16 protein-coding genes and 2 pseudogenes are annotated in these 17,655 nt (G+C 65.4%); 2 read left to right on the plus strand and 16 right to left on the minus strand.

Annotated elements, in window-relative coordinates; translation table 11 throughout:
• Positions 1 to 126: 126 nt before the first annotated feature.
• The 10 genes and pseudogenes from BV95_RS20855 to BV95_RS20900 all read right to left on the minus strand — a co-directional run bounded on the left by BV95_RS20855 (position 127) and on the right by BV95_RS20900 (position 8,389).
• Complete coding sequence (locus tag BV95_RS20855; protein WP_037456835.1) at positions 127 to 516, minus strand: hypothetical protein; 390 nt, start codon at positions 514 to 516, stop codon at positions 127 to 129.
• Between the two features lie 89 nt (positions 517 to 605).
• Positions 606 to 1,154: a hypothetical protein gene (locus tag BV95_RS20860; RefSeq protein WP_037456805.1), complete on the minus strand. Its 549-nt coding sequence runs from the start codon at positions 1,152 to 1,154 to the stop codon at positions 606 to 608.
• Positions 1,155 to 1,163: 9 nt separating this feature from the next.
• The gene (locus tag BV95_RS20865; protein ID WP_037456807.1) at positions 1,164 to 1,715 is read right to left on the minus strand and encodes a demethoxyubiquinone hydroxylase family protein; all 552 of its coding nucleotides are present in this window, start codon (positions 1,713 to 1,715) and stop codon (positions 1,164 to 1,166) included.
• On the minus strand, positions 1,712 to 2,197 hold the full coding sequence (locus BV95_RS20870; RefSeq protein ID WP_037456809.1) for a disulfide bond formation protein B: 486 nt from the start codon (positions 2,195 to 2,197) through the stop codon (positions 1,712 to 1,714). Before BV95_RS20870 ends, BV95_RS20865 begins: the two co-directional genes overlap by 4 nt.
• A gap of 176 nt (positions 2,198 to 2,373) precedes the next feature.
• Positions 2,374 to 3,729, minus strand: a complete 1,356-nt coding sequence (locus BV95_RS20875; RefSeq protein ID WP_037456813.1) for a S41 family peptidase — start codon at positions 3,727 to 3,729, stop codon at positions 2,374 to 2,376.
• Between the two features lie 284 nt (positions 3,730 to 4,013).
• Positions 4,014 to 5,106: pseudogene (locus BV95_RS20880) on the minus strand (murein hydrolase activator EnvC family protein).
• A gap of 142 nt (positions 5,107 to 5,248) precedes the next feature.
• On the minus strand, positions 5,249 to 5,671 hold the full coding sequence (locus tag BV95_RS20885; RefSeq protein ID WP_037456815.1) for a 23S rRNA (pseudouridine(1915)-N(3))-methyltransferase RlmH: 423 nt from the start codon (positions 5,669 to 5,671) through the stop codon (positions 5,249 to 5,251).
• A 43-nt stretch (positions 5,672 to 5,714) separates the two neighbouring features.
• Positions 5,715 to 6,101, minus strand: a complete 387-nt coding sequence (rsfS, locus tag BV95_RS20890) for a ribosome silencing factor (protein WP_013847838.1) — start codon at positions 6,099 to 6,101, stop codon at positions 5,715 to 5,717.
• 12 nt (positions 6,102 to 6,113) lie between these two features.
• A complete protein-coding gene (locus tag BV95_RS20895) occupies positions 6,114 to 6,743 on the minus strand; it encodes a nicotinate-nucleotide adenylyltransferase (protein ID WP_037456819.1) in 630 nt (209 codons plus the stop codon).
• A 224-nt stretch (positions 6,744 to 6,967) separates the two neighbouring features.
• Positions 6,968 to 8,389 (minus strand): DNA recombination protein RmuC, encoded by a 1,422-nt coding sequence (locus BV95_RS20900; protein WP_037456823.1) that lies wholly within the window; start codon positions 8,387 to 8,389, stop codon positions 6,968 to 6,970.
• 234 nt (positions 8,390 to 8,623) lie between these two features.
• On the opposite strand from BV95_RS20900, the gene lptB reads away from it, so the two are divergent.
• Complete coding sequence (lptB, locus tag BV95_RS20905; RefSeq protein ID WP_037456824.1) at positions 8,624 to 9,409, plus strand: LPS export ABC transporter ATP-binding protein; 786 nt, start codon at positions 8,624 to 8,626, stop codon at positions 9,407 to 9,409.
• Between the two features lie 48 nt (positions 9,410 to 9,457).
• Positions 9,458 to 10,975, plus strand: coding sequence for an RNA polymerase factor sigma-54 (rpoN, locus tag BV95_RS20910; protein ID WP_037456827.1), 1,518 nt, complete (start codon positions 9,458 to 9,460; stop codon positions 10,973 to 10,975).
• 522 nt (positions 10,976 to 11,497) lie between these two features.
• Here rpoN and BV95_RS20915 read toward each other — a convergent pair.
• The 6 genes and pseudogenes from BV95_RS20915 to BV95_RS24650 all read right to left on the minus strand — a co-directional run.
• Entirely contained in the window at positions 11,498 to 14,026 is a 2,529-nt protein-coding gene (locus BV95_RS20915) for a TonB-dependent receptor plug domain-containing protein (RefSeq protein ID WP_037456829.1), read from the minus strand.
• A 199-nt stretch (positions 14,027 to 14,225) separates the two neighbouring features.
• Entirely contained in the window at positions 14,226 to 15,263 is a 1,038-nt protein-coding gene (locus tag BV95_RS20920; protein ID WP_051749927.1) for an ABC transporter substrate-binding protein, read from the minus strand.
• A 10-nt stretch (positions 15,264 to 15,273) separates the two neighbouring features.
• Positions 15,274 to 16,134 carry a TauD/TfdA dioxygenase family protein gene (locus BV95_RS20925; protein ID WP_037456840.1) on the minus strand — a complete coding sequence of 287 codons (861 nt, stop codon included), beginning with the start codon at positions 16,132 to 16,134 and terminating at the stop codon, positions 15,274 to 15,276.
• 389 nt (positions 16,135 to 16,523) lie between these two features.
• Positions 16,524 to 16,937, minus strand: coding sequence for a MarR family winged helix-turn-helix transcriptional regulator (locus BV95_RS20930; RefSeq protein WP_037456831.1), 414 nt, complete (start codon positions 16,935 to 16,937; stop codon positions 16,524 to 16,526).
• A gap of 123 nt (positions 16,938 to 17,060) precedes the next feature.
• Positions 17,061 to 17,468 carry a plastocyanin/azurin family copper-binding protein gene (locus BV95_RS20935; protein WP_037456833.1) on the minus strand — a complete coding sequence of 136 codons (408 nt, stop codon included), beginning with the start codon at positions 17,466 to 17,468 and terminating at the stop codon, positions 17,061 to 17,063.
• 33 nt (positions 17,469 to 17,501) lie between these two features.
• Positions 17,502 to 17,655: pseudogene (locus BV95_RS24650) on the minus strand (pyruvate dehydrogenase complex E1 component subunit beta); the annotation flags it as partial.

The following is a 17,655-nucleotide window of genomic DNA, read 5'->3' on the forward strand; positions in this document are numbered from 1 at the left end:
GGGTAGGGGGTGGGCTGGCGCTGCATCTGCGTCGTTTTACAACGGCTAAGTCAGAAGCTCGCTTCGCTCGCGCCCACCCCTAGCCCCTCCCGCCTGCGGGAGGGGAATATTTTGGTCTGAACCGCCTTATGGTTCGCCCTTTGATTCCTGCATGCGGCGTTCGGCGAACCATTGTTCCAGCGCTTTTGCGGTGCAGCCGGTGAAGCCGTTGCTGCCGATGGCAGAGCAACTGCCCGGCAGGGTCTGCCGCTGCACCTGTTCCATCGTCGCGACCTGGCTGCCCCAGCCGGGGCCGCCCGCCGGTTCGGGCTTTTCGCGCAGCTTTTTCGGGATGCGATAGCGTTCGGATTCGGGCTTGCGGGCGCAGACGATGATTTCGTCGCCCTGCCCCTTCGGACAGGGATCGTTGCCGTAAACCACCAGATTGAAGATTTTCTGCGGCGGTTCGGCATGGGCCGCGCCGCCAAAGGCCAATGGGAGCAGCGCCAAGGCAGGGAGGAGAATGGGGAGACGCATCGATTCCAATCCTTTCGTCCCCTGTTCGCCGCCCGGATGGCCCGGTTCCGGCGGCCATGTCTTCTGACGCCGCGTGGCGGCCAAAGCCGTCAGGGCTGCGGGGTTGCGGGCGGCTGGGCGGGCTGCTGCGCCTTTTCCTCCGCCACGACGCGGGCTTCGATCGCCTTGCTTTCCGCGTCGATGGTGGACAGGCGGCGTGCCCGTTCCGCCTCTACCAGATCCTTCCAGCTTGCATTGTCCGCCGCCTGCCGTTCCGCCTTGGCGAGCCGGGCCAGTTGCGCGAAGCAGCCCGTCGCGCCGCCGCCGCCGACCGGCGAACAGCTTTCGGTGCCGCTGCGGCCGACATATTCCATCGACTTCACCCGTTCGCCCCAAGCCTGATGGCTGGGCTGGTTCGGGTCGCCGCGCAGCGGTTCGGGGATGCGGTAGCGTTCCTCCTCCCCCTTGCGGGCGCAGACAACGATGTCGCTGCCCTGGCTTTGCGGGCAGGGATCGTCGCCATAGACGATGACCAGATTGACGCGTTCCGAAGCAGGCTGGGCGGCGGGCGCCTGTTCCTGCACCGGTCCCTGCTGCGCCGAGACGGGAGAGGCGGCGCCCAGAAGGAGCATGGCGGCGATCAGGCTGGTCTTCATCATGCTTCTCCTTCAGATACGCTTCGATAGGGCGATGGCGGCACGACAGCCCAACCGGATGGCGCCGGACAATAAGGGATAGGCCGGAGCCTGCTCCGCGCCATGGGCGATGGCGGTTTCACGATGCTCCACCTCCTCCGCCTGAAAATCCGCGATGGCGGTGGAGAGTTCCGGATCGTCCTGCCCCAATTGCTCGAGCTGCTCAGCATAGTGGCGGTCAATTTCCGTTTCGATGGCGGCGGTGCAGGCCATGGCGGCGCGGGGGCCGATGGCCGCCGTCACCGCGCCCAGCGCGAAGCCCGCGACTTTCCAGATCGGCTGCAACGCCGTCGGGCGCACGCCCCGGCGGGCGATCATGGCGTCGAAATGCTGGCGGTGGCGTTCCTCCTGCGCGGCCATTCCGGCGATGAGGCGGGAGTCGGGATGGCGATCCCCCATCACGGCAAGCTGGCCCGCATAGATGCGGGTCGCGCCATATTCGCCCGCCTGGTCGACGCGCAGCATGGAAGCGCGTTGCCGGTCGGTGACGCGGCGGCCGGGGCGTGGAAAATCCTTTGCGGTCATGCCTTGCTCCCTTTTCTGAGCAGCAGCGCCAAGATGAGGAGCGCGGCCGCCCCCGACAAGAGGCCGTTATAGCCCGCCATCGAAATGCCGAACAGGTTCCATGGCGAAACGTCGCAGCGGGTGATCGGGGTCGCCATGATCTGGTTGAGGATGTCCGCCGAACTGCCGCCCGCCGGGCTGGTGGAGCAGGCGGTCAGCCCCTGCCACCAGCCATATTCGACCCCGGCATGGAACAGGCCGATGCCGCCGCCGATGCCGATGGCGAGACCCGCGAGGCCGGTGAACAACGCGCTGACGCAGGCCCTGCCGCGCAGCGCATAGGCGGCCAGCGCCAGCGGGATCGCGGCCATATGGGCGTAACGCTGCCACCAGCACATTTCGCAGGGGTGCAAGCCGCCGAGATATTGGAAGGCATAGGCGCCCGCCAGCATGGCGACGGGAAAGATCAGCGCCACGGCGCGGGCGAGGGGCAGGCTTTTCATCAGGTTCGCTTAGACCGTCCTGCACCTTTCGTCATGCTGAACTTGCGGCGGGGATATGCTGTTCATGCGACGTGTTCCTGCGGAGGCAGGAACCCAGTTCAGACGTTGCCCTACTTTTCTGAGGGCGGGACTGGGCTCCTGCCTTCGCAGGAGCACGTTAGTCTGTATTGCAATATCTAACGTGTTGCGGGTTTGCGGGCGGGGGCGGGTTGGGCCTGCGCCACCGCCGCGCCCGGCTTGGCCGCGAGGCGGGACAGGGTTTTCAGCGCATAGTCGAGCTGGAAATCCTCTATTCCCTTCTTCTTCAGCTCCTCGGCCGAGGCGGTGAAGCGGGGATCGTCCTTCCCATCCTGCTCCAGCGCGCCATTGTCCGTCTTGATCTCATTGATCAGGTGGCGGCGCAGGTCGCTTTCGCGGAATTTCGGGCGGTTCTTGTAGTCGGGGTCGCTCAGTTGCGGCACCTTCACGTCCGGTTCGATCCCGCCTTCCTGCACGGAACGGCCCGACGGCGTGTAATAGCGGGCCGTGGTCAGCTTGAGCGCGGTGGTGTTGCTCAAGGGGAGCATGGTCTGGACGCTGCCCTTGCCGAAGCTGCGTTCGCCCATCACCAGCGCGCGATGCTGATCCTGCAGCGCGCCCGCGACAATTTCGGAGGCGGAGGCGGAACCCGCGTCGACCAGCACGATCATCGGCAGGCCCTTCGCGTCGTCGCCTGGCTTGGCATAATAGCGCTCCACATCGCCCTTCTGGCGGCCGCGTTGCGAGACGATCTCGCCCCGTTCCAGGAAGGCGTCGCTGACCGACACCGCTTCGTCCAGCAGGCCGCCGGGGTTGGAGCGCAGGTCGAGGATGTAGCCGGTCGGCTTGCGGCCCAGCGACTTGTCGATGCTGCGGATCGCCTGACGCACGTCCGCGCCGGTATTGGCGGAGAAGCTGACGATGTTGATGACGCCGATGCCGTCCTTCACTTCCCACTTCACCGGCTTGATCTGGATAATCTCCCGCGTGAGGGTCAGTTCGATGGGCTTGTCGCGGCCGGTGCGGACGATGGTGAGCTTGATCTGCGTGCCGGGCTGGCCGCGCATCTTGTCCACCGCCTCGTCCAGCGTGCCGCCGTAGATAAGCTGGCCGTCGAGATGGGTGATATAGTCGCCCGCCTTGATCCCGGCGCGCCAGGCGGGGGTGTCCTGCGTCGGGGCGATGACCTTGACCGCGCCATCCTCCTGCGTGACGGAGAGGCCGAGGCCGCCATAGCTGCCCTCCGTCTGGGTGCGCAGGTTCTGGAAATCGCGGGCGTCGAGGAAGCTGCTGTGCGGGTCGAGGCTGGCGAGCATGCCGTCGATCGCGCCCTTGATCAGCTTTTCGTCGTCGACCTTCTCGACATAGTCGCTGCGGACCTTCTGGAAGACGTCCATGAACTCGTCCAGCGCCTTGTAGCTGCTCGCTTCCCCGTCGGCGAGCGCGGCCGTGGTGGCGGGGATGAGCGCGAGCGCGCCAAGGGCGACCGCGCCCCGGAAGAAATTGGATTTCATGCTTGTCCTGAGTCCTGGCATCGAACGGGCAGTATAGGGCATTTGCGGGCAGACGCAAAAGGCTTGGGTGGGATGGGCAATTCGGGATGTATGGGAGGGGTCATGAGCGGACGTTCTTCTCCCCTCCCGTAGACGGGAGGGGCCGGGGGTGGGCCGCCGCGTCAGCGGCGTTCTTCCCTAGCCGAGAAGCCGGAAGCTCGCTGCGCTCGCACCCACCCCCTAACCCCCTCCCGCCTGCGGGAGGGGGAACGACGGGAAACCAGCCATCATGACCTTGGGCGGCGTCAGCCCAGTCCTACCAGCGGGACGATGTCGACCGGGCGGCCGTTGCGGCGCAATTCGACGGTGATGCTGGGGCGGCCGGGTCCGGCGTTGCCGATGGGGTCGCCCTGCCGCACGCTGTCGCCGACCGCCGCGTTGAGGCGCAGCAGGCCGGTGATCAGCGTCGTCCAGCCGCCGCCATGGTCGATAATGACGATCTGGCCATAGCCGCGATAGGGACCGGCGAAGACGATGCGGCCGGCGGTGGGCGCCACCGCGAGGGCATCGGGCCGGGTGGCGATGGTGAGGCCGCGGGAGCGGACCGGAAAGGGCGGCCAGACGGTCGCGCAGGTCGCCTGCTTCCTCCAGCTTGTCCATCAGGTCGACTATGTCGCGCGCCCGTTCGCCCAGGGCGAGGGCGCGGTCGCTCTCCAAATCGGCGTTGGCGCGGTAATCCTGGGCGGCGAGGCGTTTTTGGGCCTCCAGCGTCTGGAGCGCCGTCTGGCGTTGTTTCAGATCCTGCTGGCTTTGGGCGAGGGAGTCCGCCGCCTGTTCCGCCGTGGCGCGCAGGGCGCGGCTGCGGTCCAGTTCGGCGCGCAGACCGGCGGTGCGTTCGCGGATGACGGGCAGCACCTGCCCCAGCACGGCGCGCATGTGGATGGCGTCGTCGATCGATCCGGGCTGGACCAGCGCCAGCGCCAGCGGGCGTTGCGCCATCATCTGGAGCGCGGCGGTCAGGCGCACGACGGGTTCCTGCTTGGCGGCGAGGCGGGCGGACTGGGCGCGCTGGAGCCGGGCGATGATGGCGATGCGGGCCTGCGCGGCCTGAATGTCGGCCTCCGCCTGCTGGATGCGGGCCGCCATGGCGGCGGCGCGGCGGCGGGCCTGATCGGCTTCGTCGCGGGCGGCGGCGGCTTGGCGTTCGAGGCGTTCGGAGCGCAAGCGGGCTTCGTCCGACTGGCGGCGGGCGGTTTTGAGCGCGGATTGTTCTTCGGTGAGGCTGGTGCCTGCGGTGCCCGGCAGGACGATCGCCTGGCCGTCGGCGGCGGGCAGGCGCGCCGCCGCAAGCGCTGCCGCGCCCGCGAGGAATGCCGCGATGATCGCCGTCTGTTTCAACTTTGCCCCCTGCGGGCGTGACGTCCACGCGCCGGAAGGTCATGACTAGGCGGAAACGCCTGTTCGTGTCGAGGGAAGTCGGTGGGTGGGAGAATCGGTTTCTCGACTTCGCTCGAAACGAACGGAGGTGGCGGATCGGTGTTCAGCCTTCCCGGTGGTAGGGATGTCCGGCAAGGATCGAGCAGGCGCGCCATAATTGTTCGGCCAGCATGGCGCGGGCCATCATGTGGGGCCAGGTCATCGCTCCGAAAGCGATCAGCAGGTCGGCATTGTCCCGATCCGCATGGTCGAAGCCGTCCGCCGCGCCGATCAGGAAGCGGCATTCGCGCTTGCCGGAATCGCGCCACCCTTCGATGCGCTTGGCGAAATCGAGCGAGCCGAGCTGCCTGCCCTTTTCGTCCAGCATCACGGTGACCGTGCCCGGCGGGGCGGGCGGCAGTTTTCCGCCCCGGTCCGGCATTTCGGTGATCCTGAACGGCATGGTCAGCCGCTTCGCATAGCGGTCCACCAGTTCCGCTTCGGGCGAGCGCCCGATCTTTCCGCGCGCGATGATGTGGAGGAGCATGCGTTCCCCCTAACGGTTCATCGCGCGCTTGTCGAAGGGGCGGTTACGCCGTGCCCGCGACCGGCGCGTCGACGAAGCCCCACATCCGTTCCAGATTGTAGAAGCTGCGCACTTCCGGCCGGAACAGGTGGACGATCACGTCGCCTGCGTCGATCAGCACCCAGTCGGCTACGGGCAGGCCCTCCACGCGGGCGGAGCGGCCCGTCGCCTGCTTGATCCGCTCGGCCAGCTTCTGCGCCATGGACGCGACCTGACGCGACGAACGCCCGCTGGCGATCACCATGTGATCGGCGATGCTGCTCTTGCCTTCGAGGGGGATGGAGATGGTTTCCTGCGCCTGGTCGTCGTCGAGCGATTTCAGGACAAGGTCATGCAGGGCGGCAACGCTGTCGGCATTCGCCGTGTCGTTGGCGGGGTTCGGTCTGGTCAAAAGTGCTCCATTCTAGACGATCATCCGGCGCGTGAGCGGGTCGCGCACACGCGTTTCACTATATTCGCGATGCCAGAGGGGGTCCGCCTGCCGCAGCAGGGTCGCCGATCTTGGATCAGGGCGAAAGCGCAAAAGCACGAGCGCCGGAAGTCTCCAATCCGTCCAGTCTGCACTCTGGCGCGCGGGCCGGACGAAGCGCCGCAGCCAGCTCATGGCCGGTGAGCCACGGGCGGCTTCATCATAGCCGGGCCGGGCGATTACGGCAATGGGCATTGTTCGGGCTATGCCGCGCCAGTCCCTCCACTGGCCGAACTGGGCGAGATTATCGGCGCCCATCAGCCAGACGAAGCGGTGGCGGGGGTAGCGGCGGCGGAGCGCCTTGAGCGAGTCGATGGTGTAGCGGGTGCGCAATTGCGCCTCGATCGCGGTGGGGCGGATGGGGGTGCGGCGGGCCAGCTTTCGGGCATGGGCTAGGCGGGCGGGGAGCGGTGCCATGCCTGCTTTGGGTTTCAGCGGGTTGCCGGGGGAGACGAGCCACCAGATTTCATCCAGCCGGAGCGCCTTCGCCGCGAACAGGGAAATGGCGCGGTGCCCGCCATGCGCCGGGTTGAAGGAGCCGCCGAGGAGGCCGATGCGTTTCATGATTCGGGCCATGCCAGTTGATGGGGGTTGGGGCAAATTTTTGCGGGGTTTGGTGGGGCTTGGGGATGGCCACCAATGGGCATTCAATCCTCCCTGCGCGCAGCGTGGGGAGGGGGACCGCGCGAAGCGTGGTGGAGGGGAATGGGGCGCGACCTGCGCATTTCCCCTCCACCAGCCTGCGGCTGGTCCCCCTCCCCATCTGCGATGGGGAGGATTAAGATAGTCTATTCTGCTGCGTCCGGTAATGCGCGGATCGCTTCCGGCGAGGCGGGTTCGCGGACCAGGGCTTCCACCGGTTCCAGTTCTTCCAGTTCCTTGCCGCCGGTTTCGATATTGAGGTCGCGCAGCTTGCGGCCCGTCACCAGCACCCGCCCTTCGAAGCTGCCGATAAAGGCATTATAGTCGCCCACCGCGCCGGTGAGCCGGTTGCCCAATTTCTTGAGCGATCCCGCCGCGCCCGCCAGCCGCTCGTACAGTTCCTTGCCCAGCATGCCGATGCGTTTGGCCTCGTCCGCCATTTTTTCCTGCCGCCAGACCGCCGCCACGGTGCGGGCGATGGCGATGAGGTTGGTCGGGGTCGCCAGCAGCACGCGTTTTCCGAAGGCGTGGTCCCAAAGCTGCGGGTCATGCTCCAGCGCGGCGGAGAGGAAATGTTCGCCCGGCACGAACATGATTACATAGTCGGGGGCTTCGTCGAACTGGTCGGCATAGCTTTTCCGGCCCAAAGTCTCGACATGCGCGCGCATCGCGGCGGCGTGGGCGGAGAGGAAGCGTTTCCGTTCCTCATCCCCCTCCGCGCCATAGGCGTCCTGATAGGCGTTGAGCGATACCTTGGCGTCGATCACCAGCGCACGGCCGCCGGGCACGCGCAATATGGCGTCGGGGCGCAGGCGGCCATCCTCCCCCTCCACGCTGACCTCGGTCTGGAAATCGACATGTTCGGACAGGCCGCAGGTTTCCAGCACGTTGCGCAACTGCTGTTCGCCCCAGCGTCCCCGCGCCTTGGGGGCGTGGCGCAGCGAATCGACCAGCCTTTGCGCCTCGGCCCGCACGGCTTCCTGGCCGCTCTTCATCGATTCGATCTCGCCGCGCAAAATGCCATAAGCTTCGGTGCGCTGCTGTTCGATCTGGGTGATCTTCTGGTCGTAGCGCTGGATCGACTCATTGACCGGATGCAGTAATTGCTTGAGCTGCGCCTCGCTCTTTTCATGCGCCTGGGCCATGCGCTGGTCGGCGCGTTCGAGGAAATGGCTCTGCGCCTGATGCAGCAGCTTGCCGCCAATCTCGCTGAACTGGGCCGAAAGCTGTTCCTTGGCGTCCTTGAGCGCGGCGATCTGCGCTTCGAAAGCCTCCGCCCGCGCCTGTGTGTCGGAGCGGAGCGCCGCCAGTTCGCGGGCGGCCTGTTCCCGCGCCGAACGCTCCGCCTCCAGCCTTTGGGCCAGATCGGCCGCCTGCGCGATGCGTTCCTGCGCCACCGCCAGTTCCTGAATCGCGCCGTTGCGCTGCGCCGTGGCGGTTTCCAGCTTCGCCGTCAGTTCCGCCTTTTCCGCCGCGAGGGGGGCGGCCGCCTTGCCGCGCAGCAGCCAGCCAAGGCCAAGGCCCACGGCAAGAGCAATGATGACGAAAATGACGGACAGGCTGTCCATGAATACCCCTTTATGGAACGAAAGGTGAACCTAGCGGCGTGACGTCGTCGCCGCAAGCCTCATCCCGCCCGATGGCCGGATCGGCCCATGCGACGGGATTGAAAGCGGCTCTGCCGGTCCCATCTAGCATTTTCCCCTTGCCCCGGTGGCGATCCCATGCACAAAGCTTGCCAATTGTCGCGACCGGAGCAGGATTTTACCGGCTATTAACCACGCGGCAGCAAGGATCGAGTGATGGACGACGTGATGATGCAGGACAGGACAGCACCGGCATCGCCCCTTCCCCCGCAGGAAGTGGGAGAGGGCCTGTCCGTCATCTCCATCGCCAAAAGCTATGACAAACGGGTCGTTCTGGCCGATGTGTCGCTGACCGTCGGCAAGGGCGAGGTGGTCGGCCTGCTCGGCCCCAATGGCGCGGGCAAGACGACCTGTTTCTATTCGGTGATGGGGCTGGTGCGGCCCGACCATGGCCGCATCGTGCTGGACGGGCAGGACATAACCGGCCTGCCCATGTATCGCCGGTCGATATTGGGGCTGGGTTATCTGCCGCAGGAAACCTCCATCTTTCGCGGGCTGACGGTGGCGCAGAATATCGGCGCGGTGCTGGAACTGGCGGAGCCGGACAAGGCGGCGCGGCAGGCGCGGCTGGAACAGTTGCTGGAGGAATTCGGCCTGGTGCGGCTGCGCGATTCGTCGGCCATGGCATTGTCGGGCGGCGAGCGGCGGCGGTGCGAGATTGCGCGCGCGCTGGCGGCCAATCCCTCGATCGTGCTGCTGGACGAGCCCTTCGCGGGCATCGATCCGCTGTCCATCGCGGATATTCGCGATCTGGTGAAGCAGTTGAAGACGCGGGGCATCGGCGTGCTGATCACCGACCATAATGTCCGCGAAACGCTGGAGATCGTTGACCGCGCCTGCATCATCTATGACGGCAAGGTGCTGTTCGCGGGCAGCCCGACGGAGCTGGTCGCCAATGCGGACGTGCGGCGGCTCTATCTGGGCGAGAATTTCTCGCTCTGACATGAGCGGCGGGCGGGCCTTTCCTGACGATGGCGAGGGGGAAGGCTGATGGCGCTCGCGCCCCGTCTCGACCTGCGGCAGAGCCAGTCGCTGGTGATGACGCCGCAGTTGCAGCAGGCGATCAAGCTGCTGGCGCTGTCCAATCTGGAGATAGAGGCCTTCGTCGCGGGCGAGTTGGAGAAGAATCCGCTGCTGGAGGCGGGCGGGCCGGACGATTTCGCGCCGCCTGCGGACGGGGTGGACCGGGCGGCGGAGCAGCATGACCTGCGGGCGGAGACGGGCGATGCGGACCAGTTGATCGGTCAGGGGCTGGGCGGCGCGGATTCCCCGCTGGACGTGGATTATGGCGCGGAGACCTTCATCGACGATGGGCCGGGCGACCGGATGGCGGGCGCCGCCATCGGCTCCGGCGGCGGCATGGACATGCTGTCGGGCGGCAGCGGCGAGGCGCCGGATTTCGACAGCTTCGCCAATCCGGAACAGGGGCTTCAGGAACATCTGATGGATCAGGCGCGCAGTGCCTTGTCGGGCATGGACCTGACCATCGCCGCGCAATTGATCGGGCAGATCGACGAGGCCGGTTATCTGGAGGCCAATCTGCTGGAGACCGCCCATGGCATGGGCGTGCCGCTCTACAGGATCGAGCAGGTGCTCAGCGTAATCCACGGCTTCGACCCGACCGGGGTCGGGGCGCGGTCGCTGTCGGAATGTCTGGCCTTGCAGGCGAAGGAGGCGGATCGTCACGACCCCTGCATGGCGAAGCTGCTGGCCAATCTGGACCTGCTCGCCAAGGGGGCGCTGCCGCAGTTGCGCCGGATCTGCGGCGTGGATGAAGAGGATATGGCGGACATGATCCGCGAATTGCGCGGCTATGACCCCAAGCCCGGCCTGCGCTTTTCCACCGAGAGCGCCGCGCCGGTGACGCCAGACCTGTTCGTGCGGCCGACGCGGGAAGGCTGGGCGATCGAGGTCAACAGCGCCACCCTGCCCCGCGTGCTGATCAACCGGACCTATTATGTGGAGCTGGCATCCGGGCCGCAGGACAGGACGTCCAAGGCCTGGCTGGCGGATTGCCTAGCCAGCGCCAACTGGCTGGTGAAGGCGCTGGACCAGCGGCAGAAGACCATCGTCAAGGTCGCGAGCGAGATCGTCCGCCAGCAGGAGGATTTCTTCCGCAAGGGGGTGGAGCATCTGAAGCCGCTGACGCTGAAGGCCGTGGCCGACGCGATCCAGATGCATGAATCGACCGTCAGCCGGGTGACGTCGAACAAATATCTGTCCTGCCCGCGTGGGCTGTACGAGCTCAAATATTTCTTCACCAGCGGCGTGGCGGCGGCGGGTGGCGAGGGCGCGGTGTCGGCCGAGGCGGTGAAGAGCCACATCAAGGCGCTGATCGCGGCGGAAACGGCCGATGCGATCCTGTCCGACGACACGCTGGTCGACCTGCTGCGCGCCAAGGGCATGGACATCGCCCGCCGCACCGTCGCCAAATATCGCGAGGCGATGGGGATCGGCTCTTCGGTGCAGCGGCGGCGGCAGAAGGCTTTGCGGGGGCAGGCGGCTTAGCGGGGGATTCTCTTACTTTCGTCATGCTGAACTTGTTTCAGCATCCATTGTGCCTCCATGAGCCTTGGTCGCCTGGGCGGCGTGGTCAAATTCAAGACTCGCCGGACTGAGTGATTTGGGGTGGATTGCCGACCTATCCTATTCCTCCCCATCGAGAGATGGGGAGGGGGACCGGCCGAAGGCTGGTGGAGGGGAATGGGGCACGACCTCCGATTTTCCCCTCCACCACTCGCTCCGCGAGCGGTCCCCCTCCCCACGCTTCGCGTAGGGAGGAATTAATGACTGCTATTGGCCATTTCCTGACATTAACGCGGCCTATGGCGGCCTTTCGACTTATGCTTCTCTTCCGCTGCGTGAACTGCTATGATCCGCGAAAATATGGGAGAGTCATGGCGATGTTCACGCGGTTGATGGACTGGTTCTGCGCGCTTTTCGCCTGCACGGCGGAAAATGACCTGCGGATCAACAGCCTGATCGCGCACGTCAATTCCGACGCCAAGGACCGCTGAGCCGCACTCAGGCTCAGAATTTCACCCCCAGCCGCGCATAATAGAATCCGCCGCTCAAGCCGAAGGGCGCGAAGTTGCCGTACAGGCCCAGCCCCGTATTCGCCTGAACCACGCCGACCGGATCGGGATAGACGTCGAACAGGTTGTTCGCCCCCACCGCGATATTGATCGCCTTCGTCACCTGCGCGGAAATATCCAGGTCCGTCACCCATTTGGGACTGAAGCTGCGGTCGTCGACCGTCGATGTCTGGCTGGAGCCCGCCTCCCCATATCGGCCGAAGCGGGTGACGCGCAGCAGGCTGCGGAACGCCCCCACCGTCCATTCGCCGTTCAGCACCAGCTTGTCACGGGGCGTGGCGCCGGTCAGGTCGGCCCGCGCCTGACGGCCGAACAGGATGGTGTTGGCCAGATTGTCCGGATTGTCGGCCACGCGCAGGATTTTCGTCTTGTTATAGCTATAGGCCGCGCCGAACTTGAAATCGCCCAGGCCGTCGGTGCGTAGCGTATATTCGCTGACGATGTCGATGCCGCGAGTCCGCGTGTCGACGCCGTTGATGAAGAATTGGACGCTGCTGATGCCGGGCACGCCCCGCGCCGCCAGGATGGAGGTGACTTGCGGGCTGGCCAGGATCGTGCGGGCTTCGGTGCTGCTCAAAATCTCCGTCTTCACGATCCGGTCCTCTATCCGGATCTGATAGCCGTCGACGGTCAGGCGGAAGGGGCCGCTTTCGAAGGTCGCGCCGGCGGTGAAGTTCAGCGACTTTTCCGGCTTTAGCGGACGGGCGCCGAAATAGCCGGCGATGGGATCGTTGGGGGCGAGGAACTTCACCAGTTGCGGGATGCGGTCGCCATTGACGGTGACGCTGGTGTTCTGCGACGTGGAAAAGCCCTGTTGCGCCAGCGACGGGGCGCGGAAGCCGGTGTTGACGCCGCCACGGATCGCGAAGCCGGGCGCGATCTCGTACCGGGTGGAGAATTTGCCGCTGACCGTGTCGCCCGAACTGTCGGTATAATGTTCGACGCGCCCGGCGACGCCGACGAACCAGGCCTTGGTCAGGTTTGCGCCGATGTCGACATAGGCGGCGATATTGTTGCGGGTCAGGACGAAGGCGTCGGCAGGCGTGGTGCCGGTGAAGGAGACGAGGCTGGCCGACGGGCGCTGGCCACCATAGGCGAGCTGGAAGGGCGTGGCGCCCGCCGGGATCACATAGCCGCCGTCGCGATAGCTGTCGGGTTCGCCCGCCTTGTTCTGAAACCGTTCCCACCGATGTTCCAGCCCGAAGGCCAGGGTCAGCGGCTCGGCCAGACCCAGGTCGAAGGTCCGGCTGAAATCGGCATTGTTGACCCAGAGGCTGGAAATCTGCTTGCCCATGAAGAAGCGGGTCTTGCTGCCTGGACCCAGCGACGGGTTGAGCGTGTCGACCGCGTTCAGCTTCACATCGTCCCGGCCGAAGCTGCTGCTGAAATCGGCGTCGAAACCGGCCAGCGTGGTGCGCAGCCCGGCCGTGAGCTGGAAATCGGTTTCCCGGATGCGGCGCTTGGCGAGAAAGCCGTTGGGGTAGATTTCGGGCAGCGAATTGACGTTGTTCGCGTTGAACTGGCCACGTCCGTCCTTGATGTCGCGATAGCTGAGCGTCGAGAAGCTGTAGAGGGTGGCGGCGTCGCCCAGGGGCAGTTCAGCATTGTAGGAGCCGTTGACGATATAATCGCGATTGGTGCGGCCGTAATTGCCTGCGCGATTGCGGTCGATGGTGGCTTCCCTGGGATCGCGGGAGCCGTCCGCCAGCCGGGGGTAGAGGTCGACGGAATCGGCGACGATGGCGCCGGACGGATCGGCCCGGTCATGATATTTGCCCTCCACCGCGAAGCGCACGAAGCCCCCGTCCGCGCCCAGCCGCGTGCCGTAGCTGACCGACTGCTGGAACAGTTCGCCGCCCTTTTCATAATGGCTGCCTGCGGTGGTCGCGAACTCCCCGCCTTCGGGCGTGGCGTCGAGGATGAAGTTGATCACGCCCGATATTGCGTCCGACCCATATTGGGCGGCGGCGCCGTCGCGCAGCACCTCCACCCGGCCGATGGAATTGGCGGCGATCAGGTCGATGTCGACCGGGGTGCTGCCGCCGGAAATGCGGGAGAGGTTGTTGATGAGCGCGGTGGCGTGCCGCCGCTTGCCGTTGACCAGCACCAGCACATAGTCGCCGCTGAGGCCCCGGATGGAGATAGGCTTGGCCCCCGAAGAGGTGCCGCCGCCGCCCAGTGCCGGGACGGTCAGCGATGGGACGATATTGCCCAATATGTCCTTCAGGCCGACGCGGCCGGTCGCCTGCAATTCCCGCGTGTCGATGACGTCGATGGGGACGGGGCTGTCGGCGACGGTGCGGGGGCGCGCGCCGCGCACGCCTGTCACGACGATGGCGCTGCCCTCCGCCGCGTCGTCGGGCGTGGCCGTGACGTCATCGGCGGCATGGGCGGCGCAGGAGAGCGCGGCGATGAGGGAGGCGGTGGATGCGGTGTGCTTCAGCAGAGTGGCCAGGATCATCATTATCATCATTCCCTGAGACATGTTTTTTCTGGAATGATTGCTATCGGTCTTGATCCGGCAAATTAAACAATTAAATTTGGAGCGATGATTAGTTTAATTTTATTTTGATATTATTATATATCTATTTAATATATTCATGGAGCTGAAAGACATCAGGAATGAATTTCCGTTTGTTTTTTGATTTCCGTGATTTCCTTCTTCACGCGCCGGCCGGGCGAACTGCCTCCGCCACCTGCCGGTTGAACGATCCGTCATATCCCCGGTCGGCCTTTGGAATGGCGGGGATGATCCCGGCGGCGTGATAGCGTTCGAAAATCCGGCCCTGTTCGCGAATGAGGGCCGCATCGATGGGCACGGCCTCGCCGATATAGGCCTGGGCGGCGAAGCGCGCCACTTCGAAGGATATGCCGGTTTCGCTGGACAGCGCCCTGGCATAATCGTCGATATGATCGCGTGCCCAGGCCCGCGCCCGCGCCAGGCGGGCGACATAATCGGCCAGCAGGGCGCGTTTCCGGTCGATGGCCTTGTCATTGGCGGCGTAGAAGCCGATGCCGGTGGGCAGATTGCCGCCGTCGGCCAATATCCTGTCGCCATCCTCCAGCACGGCGATGCCGACATAGCTGCCCCAGGTGGCCCAGGCGTCGATGCCGCCGGAGGCCAGCGCAGCCTTCGCTTCGCCATTGGTCAGATAGGTCCAGCGGATCGTGCGGGAATCGATCTTCGCCCGTTCCAGCAGGCGCAGCACCAGATCCTGCCCCGCCGATCCCCGGATCGTCGCCACCCTCCTGCCCTTCAGGTCGGCGAGGGTGCGCAGCGGCGAATCCTTCGGCACGATGATGGCCGACCCCCTGCCCGCATGTTCGCCCGCGGGCCGGTAGGCGGTCACCGCCCTGATATGCGCGCCGCCTGCATAGGCGAAGGCGAAGGGCGCGCCGCCGATGCCGCCAATGTCGACCGCCCCGGCGTCCAACGCCTCCAGCAGGGGGGAGGCGGCCGGGAACAGCGCCCATTTAATGCGGTAGGGCATGCCGTCCAGTTCGCCCGCCGCCCTGAGCAGCGCTTGCGCGCCGCCCCGCTGGTCGCCGACGATGAGAATGCGATCGTCCGCCGCCTCCCCCTGCGATGCCGGACGGAACAGCAGGAAGGCGAGCGTGGCCAGCGCCAGCGCCAACGCGCCCAACAGCCAGAGGCGGGGACTGCGCCGCGCCGCCGGATTGGATGCGGCGGGATCGATCATCGTCCGCCTTTCAAAGATCGGCGTAGAGCGGATCGTCGGCGATCAGCACGCGATGGAGCAGGCGCGGATAATCGCCATAGTTGCGCACCGCATAATGGACGGCGGCGCGATTGTCCCAGAAGGCGACCGATCCGGGCTTCCACGAGAAGCGGACCTGGAATTCCGGGCGCTTATATTGCAGCAGAATTTGTTCGATCAGTTCCCGGCTTTCCGCCAGTTCGACGCCCAATATCTGCGGATTCTGGGTCAGGTTGAGCCAGAGTATCTTCTGGCCGGTCTCCCGGTGGGTGCGCACCACCGGATGGGCGACGATGGGATAGTCATGGCCGTGCGCCAGCAGGGTTGGGCGAAAGTCGTGGGTGGCGTGCAGCCCCTCCAGCCTTTCCTTCAATGCGTCCGGCAGCCCTTCATAGGCGAGATGCGCGTCGACCCAGACGGTGTCGCCGCCCACCGGCGGAAGGTCGACGGCGCGCAGCACCGCGCCCCAGGTGGGGACCAGACGCCAGCTCGTGTCGCTATGATAGGCTTCGCCCGGCTTGATCTTCACCTCCGCCTGGCGCCTTTCCGGGCGGGCGCTTTCCAGCGCGGAGATATTGTGGATCGGCGTGACCTTCGGGTCGTGGGTCGTGCTGGGGTGGGTATAGAGCGGGCCGAATGAACGGGCGAAGGCGGCGTGGCTTTCATTGTCGAGTTGCTGGTCGCGGAAGAAGACGACCTTATAGCGCAGCAGCGCCGCGCGGATGGCGTCGCGTACCTCTGGGGCGATGGGTTTCCCGATGTCGACGCCATGGATTTCCGCGCCGATCGTAGGTTGGAGCGGGCGAATGTCGAGATGCGCTGTGTCGATGCGTTCGGCTGTGGCTGTGGACATGATGTCATCCTTTCCTGCCATGAAGCTCCCGATGCGGGGCGACGAGGAAAGCGTATGAAATCCTGTCAGGCAAATCCCATGATTATTTCTTGATACTCTATGATGGCTGGCGAATAAGTGAATATTTGAGTGGCGGGGATAGATATTCCGGGGGAATTCCGGGGCTATCTATTTGCGCGGGACATGGGTGGGCAAGTAATTTCAATAGTGCGGGTGTGGTGGGAAAGCGGACCTCTCCTATTCCTCCCCATCGGTAGATGGGGAGGGGGACCGGCCGCAGGCTGGTGGAGGGGAATGGGGCGCGACCTCCGAATTTCCCCTCCACCACTCGCTTCGCGAGCGGTCCCCCTCCCCACGCTTCGCGTAGGGAGGAATTTTCGCCCCATCCCTCAGGCGAAGCGGGCCAGCAATTGGTTGAGGAGCGGGCGCAGACGCCGGATTTCGTCGCGGTGGGTGGCCGACAGCTTCGCCAGCAGGTCCAGCGCATCGGGCGTCAGTTGCAATTGCGCCCGGCGCCGGTCCGTCGTGCTGGCGTGTCGCGTCACAAGGCCCAGTTTTTCCAGCCGGTCCACCAGCCCGGTGGCGCTGTGCGGCTTTAGCAGCAGGCGCCGGGCGATATAGCCGACCGTCGCATCCTCCGCCGGAGCGGCGCGCAGGGCCAGCAATGCCTGATGCTGTTGCGGCGTCAGGCCCTGCTGCGCCGCCCTTTCGCTGCTGAACGCCTGGAACTGGCGCAACGCGAAGCGGAATTCCGCCAGCGCCGCATAATCCTCGTCTTTCAATATCGCGGCGTCTTGTTCCATCGGACCTTCGTCTTGAGAGATTGCATCGCGATATAATCGCGCAGCCGCCATAGCAACAGAGGGGGATTCGCGTGAGTCGGGAAGCCTTCGTTCAGGCCGGGTCGGTGGAGGCCGCGGCGCGGATCATCGCACCACGATCTGCCCCGTCATGCCCAGCGCGCCGTGCATGAAATGAGTGCAGCGGACCTTGTAGCTGCCCGGCGTCGAGGCGATCAGATGCACGTCGACGCTTTCGCCGCCGCCGACCTCCACCCTGCCGTCCCGTATCTTCGCCTGGTCGTTTGGCCTGATCCGCGCTTCGGCGAAAAAGGCCTTGGCCGTGAAATCATGGCCGCCCGACGAAGCGTTCACGAAATGCAGGTCATAGGCGACGCCATGGTCCAGCAATATGTCCGACGGTTCGAACTTGAAGCTGGACAGTTGCAGCGTCAGGGGACGGGCATCGGTCCATGCGTCCGTTTCCTGCCCGGCGCCCGTCAATGGCAGGGCGGTGAGCGCGATCAACGCGGCAAGCGATTGCAGATGCGGCATGTGCATCTCCTCTGTCGCCGTGGGGAGTGACGGCTATTTCCTATAGCAGACCTTTCTAACGGCCTCCACGACCTTGTCTGGATTGACGATGGCGGCCTTTTCGAGGTTTGCGGCATAGGGGAGCGGGACGTCTTCGTTGGTGACGCGCAGCACGGGGGCGTCGAGATCGTCGAAGCCCTGCTCCATC

The organism is Sphingobium chlorophenolicum (assembly GCF_000722875.1).
Lineage (GTDB): Bacteria > Pseudomonadota > Alphaproteobacteria > Sphingomonadales > Sphingomonadaceae > Sphingobium > Sphingobium chlorophenolicum.

Excerpts from the sequence above, each read along its gene's own strand:
- BV95_RS20920 (WP_051749927.1), bottom strand. The coding sequence starts at position 15,263 with ATGATCGATCCCGCCGCATCCAATCCGGCGGCGCGGCGCAGTCCCCGC.
- BV95_RS20935 (WP_037456833.1), bottom strand. The coding sequence starts at position 17,468 with ATGCCGCATCTGCAATCGCTTGCCGCGTTGATCGCGCTCACCGCCCTG.
- BV95_RS20900 (WP_037456823.1), bottom strand. The coding sequence starts at position 8,389 with ATGGACAGCCTGTCCGTCATTTTCGTCATCATTGCTCTTGCCGTGGGC.
- BV95_RS20895 (WP_037456819.1), bottom strand. The coding sequence starts at position 6,743 with ATGAAACGCATCGGCCTCCTCGGCGGCTCCTTCAACCCGGCGCATGGC.
- BV95_RS20860 (WP_037456805.1), bottom strand. The coding sequence starts at position 1,154 with ATGATGAAGACCAGCCTGATCGCCGCCATGCTCCTTCTGGGCGCCGCC.
- rpoN (WP_037456827.1), top strand. The coding sequence starts at position 9,458 with ATGGCGCTCGCGCCCCGTCTCGACCTGCGGCAGAGCCAGTCGCTGGTG.
- BV95_RS20925 (WP_037456840.1), bottom strand. The coding sequence starts at position 16,134 with ATGTCCACAGCCACAGCCGAACGCATCGACACAGCGCATCTCGACATT.
- BV95_RS20855 (WP_037456835.1), bottom strand. The coding sequence starts at position 516 with ATGCGTCTCCCCATTCTCCTCCCTGCCTTGGCGCTGCTCCCATTGGCC.
- BV95_RS20865 (WP_037456807.1), bottom strand. The coding sequence starts at position 1,715 with ATGACCGCAAAGGATTTTCCACGCCCCGGCCGCCGCGTCACCGACCGG.
- BV95_RS20870 (WP_037456809.1), bottom strand. The coding sequence starts at position 2,197 with ATGAAAAGCCTGCCCCTCGCCCGCGCCGTGGCGCTGATCTTTCCCGTC.
- lptB (WP_037456824.1), top strand. The coding sequence starts at position 8,624 with ATGGACGACGTGATGATGCAGGACAGGACAGCACCGGCATCGCCCCTT.
- BV95_RS20885 (WP_037456815.1), bottom strand. The coding sequence starts at position 5,671 with ATGCTCCTCCACATCATCGCGCGCGGAAAGATCGGGCGCTCGCCCGAA.
- BV95_RS20930 (WP_037456831.1), bottom strand. The coding sequence starts at position 16,937 with ATGGAACAAGACGCCGCGATATTGAAAGACGAGGATTATGCGGCGCTG.
- BV95_RS20915 (WP_037456829.1), bottom strand. The coding sequence starts at position 14,026 with ATGATGATCCTGGCCACTCTGCTGAAGCACACCGCATCCACCGCCTCC.
- BV95_RS20875 (WP_037456813.1), bottom strand. The coding sequence starts at position 3,729 with ATGAAATCCAATTTCTTCCGGGGCGCGGTCGCCCTTGGCGCGCTCGCG.